3 protein-coding genes and 1 pseudogene are annotated in these 3,728 nt (G+C 40.5%); all 4 read left to right on the top strand.

Annotated features, from left to right (window positions below; translation table 11 throughout):
- The first annotated feature begins 290 nt into the window (after window positions 1–290).
- Window positions 291–2,099 (top strand): SPOR domain-containing protein, encoded by a 1,809-nt coding sequence (locus tag B2V92_RS20560; protein WP_293311784.1) that lies wholly within the window; start codon window positions 291–293, stop codon window positions 2,097–2,099.
- Window positions 2,096–2,800 (top strand): MotA/TolQ/ExbB proton channel family protein, encoded by a 705-nt coding sequence (locus B2V92_RS20555; RefSeq protein WP_293311782.1) that lies wholly within the window; start codon window positions 2,096–2,098, stop codon window positions 2,798–2,800. The genes B2V92_RS20560 and B2V92_RS20555 overlap by 4 nt, the downstream gene beginning before the upstream one ends.
- Complete coding sequence (locus tag B2V92_RS20550) at window positions 2,800–3,201, top strand: ExbD/TolR family protein (protein WP_025144642.1); 402 nt, start codon at window positions 2,800–2,802, stop codon at window positions 3,199–3,201. The genes B2V92_RS20555 and B2V92_RS20550 overlap by 1 nt, the downstream gene beginning before the upstream one ends.
- A pseudogene (locus B2V92_RS20545) lies at window positions 3,201–3,728 on the top strand (energy transducer TonB); the annotation flags it as partial. The gene B2V92_RS20550 and the pseudogene B2V92_RS20545, both read left to right, overlap by 1 nt.

Below are 3,728 nucleotides of genomic sequence, written 5' to 3'. Positions count from 1 at the left end.
ACCATGCCTCCGCGGCATAGGAACGGAAAAAAAATCTTTGAACTTGTGCCCACACGATGGCAATATATCGATTTAGCCATTTGCTTACTAACATACCATTTCTATCTTTGTAACCGTTATCTTTACACGGATACAGGTATAGGTTAATTAAAGCTGTGGTTTTTCAGGTTCAAAATAACAGACCTTATTCGTTTTTGTCCCTTTTTTGGAATAGGATGTATAAATACACCTGCAGACACTATTTGAAGGTAGAATATAATTTTTAATTTTAAACGCTTAATTTTACCCGAATGGATATCTTATCATACCTTTTAGAACTTTTGCAGCAACGCAAAGAAGTTGGTATTACCGGCTTGGGCACCTTTTATAAAAAGAAATACCCGGGAAGATACGATAAGGAAAAACAGACGTTTTTACCTCCGGGATATACGCTTCAGTTTACAGTTGATGTTACCGAAGAAATGGCCCTGGCTGAGTTTATTTCTGCTAAAAGGAATATCTCTGCCGAAAGTGCCAATTATTACATTTCACAGTTTGTTGAAGAAGTAAACCAGAAACTCGAACTCGATCATGAGATCGAACTGGAAAAAACCGGCCGTTTATTTTTCACCGAACAGGGGCTTGATTTCGAGCCGATAAAAAACATCAACTACGGTTCCGAATTTTATGGATTGCCTTCGCTGCCAGAAACTGCAATTGAAGAAGTAAAAACAGATTTACCAAAAGAAGAGGAAGAAGTATACGACGAAATTGCCGAGGCACCCGTTGCACCTTCTCCGTTCGAAAATAAATCGTACCATCATCCGGTTATCGAAAATGTAGAACTGGACGAAGTGAAGGACGACCTTAAACATACTTTACAACATTCGGAAACTTCGGCAGAAGAAATTACTGAAGCGCCTGAATTTATCAAAGAGCAGCACGAAGAGCATCCGAACCGTTTTGGCCATACGCCAGAAAGCGAAGTGGAAAATATTGCTGCCGAACATCAGGCGGTTGAAACTGCACCTGTTGCTGAAACAGAAAATAAAATAGAAACTCCGGAAGATACAATAGAACCGGAAGTAGAAAATGTTGCTGAAGAAGATCAGACCATTGAAGCTACCCTACCTGTTAAAACAGAAAATGAAGCAGAAGTTGCCGAAAATACAGCAGCGCCTGATCCATTGACTACGGTTGAGGAACCCAAAGAAGTTGATGTTCCTGAAGCTGTTGTGGAACAGCACAAAGAAAATCCGGAACGTTTTGGCCATACACCAGAAAGCGAAGTAGAAAATAATCCAGCCGGCGCTGTCGAAACAGTAACTCCCGAAACGGTTGTTACACCACAAAGAGAATACTCGAGCCGTTTTTCGCTTCGATCAGAAACCGAGGAGCCAAAAACATACATTCATTTAGAGGAAGAAACCAAACACGAAGAACCGGTAATAGAGGCGCCTGCATTTATTAAAGAGCAACATGCCGAGCATCCTAACCGTTTTGGCCACGATCCGATTATACACAATCAGGAACCACAACCCGGCATGTCTACCTGGTTAAAAGTAACCATAGTTATTTTAATCCTCGTAATTATTGCAGCCATTACTTATTTGGTTAAACCCGAACTTTTTAACGGCAAAACCGAAGCAGCTAAAGTAGCGCCAGCACTTATCGATTCTCCAAAAGTTGCAGTTGATTCGGCTAAAATAAAAAGGGATTCTATCGCCAAAACCGATAGCATTTTAAAAGCCAACCAGGTTCAGAAAAAAGCAGATACGGACAAAAAAACAGCGGTTAAACCGGTAGAAAAACCGATTGTTGCCCCGCCTGTTGAAAAACCAAAAGAAGATAAGGTTGTACCAAACAGCGGTCCTTCTACGTTTTATGTTATTGCAGCATCATTCCAATCAGAAAAAAAAGCATTGGTATTTGTAGAGCAAATGGAAAAAATCGGTTTAAAAGCAGAAATTGCTACTGTACCGGGCCGATTAAAAAAAGTAAGTATAGCCAGTTTCAGTACCGAACAGGAAGCACTGAAGCAAAAAAATATCTTACAGGAAAAACTTAAAGGAAAAGGGTACTTTGTACAGCAAAAACTTAACAACACACAACCAAAATGATAAATTTATTAATTCAAGACACCACAAAAGCATTACAAGACACCGCAAATGCGCTAAACCAGCCAGTAACACAACCACAGGAACAATTACATTTTATCGATCTTCTTTTTAAAGGCGGTTGGGTAATGATCCCTTTGGCTTTTTTAGCCTTTTTAGCTTTAATTATTTTTGTTGAACGCTACCTCACCATTAAAAAAGCCACTAAAGATGAAGCCAACCTAATGGTTCAGATCAGGTCTTATATCCAGTCTGGAAATCTGGATGGAGCTATGTCGCTTTTAAGAAATAACAATTCTCCCCTTTCGCGCATGTTGCAAAAAGGTTTAAAACGTATCGGTCGTCCGATCAAAGATATTGAAGGAGCCATCGAAAACGTAGGTAAATTAGAGGTTTCCAAACTCGAAAAAAACATCAGCATATTGGGTATTGTAGCCGGTATTGCACCGATGCTTGGTTTCGTGGGGACCATTGTGGGGGTAATTACCATCTTCCACCAGGTATCTATTAAAGGAGCGATTGAAATCGGAACCATTTCTGGCGGTTTATATACCAAAATGATCACCTCGGCAACCGGATTAATTATCGGTATTATTGCTTACGTACTGTACCACATCTTAAACATTATGGTGGAGAAAATCATCCTTAAAATGGAAACCGATGCAATTGATTTTATTGATTTACTAGAAGAACCGGGCAAATAATGAATTTACGCAAAAGAACAAAAGGATCGGTAGAAGTACATACTTCAGCGTTGAACGATATTATGTTCTTCCTGATGCTGTTTTTCCTATTGGCCTCAGCCGTGGTAAATCCTACCGTTGTTAAATTATTGTTGCCACAATCCTCAAGCGGACAGCAATCGACCGCCAAAAAAGCAGTTACGGTTACCATAGACGAAAACCTGAAATATTTCGTTGAAAAGAAACCGGTTAGTATCGAAGAATTAGAACCAACATTGGCATCATACCAAAAACTGGCACCAGATATGACCATTCTTTTATATGTATCGCGTAACGTAACCTACCAGGATGGATTTGTGGTAAACGATATAGCCAATAAATTAAAATTGAAACTTGTTGTAGCCGTTGAGCCTAAAAAATAATGAACTACAAAGCACAAAATATACCCCAGCAGGAAAACAACTATCCCAAGGCCATTGCGATAGCAAGTGGTATTATGGGCTTCTTGTTGTTGATCAGCTTTTTTATTGTGATTGGGTCGTTCCAACCGCCCGAAGAGCTGGGTATGGGTGGCATGGTAGTAAATTATGGAACTTCGGCCGAAGGTATGGGCGATGATTATACCAGCATCGAAGAACCATCTGCAGATCCAAATGCAAACGGTAAAGCCCCTGAAAAGGTAACACCGGAAGAAAAGGTTACACCAACAACCACTACCGAAAACAGCAACAAGGAGATCCAGACACAGAATACCGAGGATGCGATTGCGGTAAATACCAAAACGACTACGAAACCAACTAAAGCAGCTCCAACAACGGTAACAGAAGATAAACCAGCCAAACCGGTAATCAATCAAAATGCGCTTTATAAGGGCAAAAAGAGTACAGGGCAAGGCCAGGGAGATGGAACAGGCACAACAGCCGGAAACCAGGGTTCGGTTAACGGCGAT

It is taken from the genome of Pedobacter sp. UBA5917 (genome assembly GCF_002432345.1).
Taxonomy (GTDB): domain Bacteria; phylum Bacteroidota; class Bacteroidia; order Sphingobacteriales; family Sphingobacteriaceae; genus Pedobacter.
This window is presented reverse-complemented; position numbering and strand designations above follow the sequence as displayed.

Bases quoted from the DNA above. Each gene is read 5' to 3' on its own strand.
- B2V92_RS20555 (WP_293311782.1), top strand. From the start codon at position 2,096: ATGATAAATTTATTAATTCAAGACACCACAAAAGCATTACAAGACACC.
- B2V92_RS20550 (WP_025144642.1), top strand. From the start codon at position 2,800: ATGAATTTACGCAAAAGAACAAAAGGATCGGTAGAAGTACATACTTCA.
- B2V92_RS20560 (WP_293311784.1), top strand. From the start codon at position 291: ATGGATATCTTATCATACCTTTTAGAACTTTTGCAGCAACGCAAAGAA.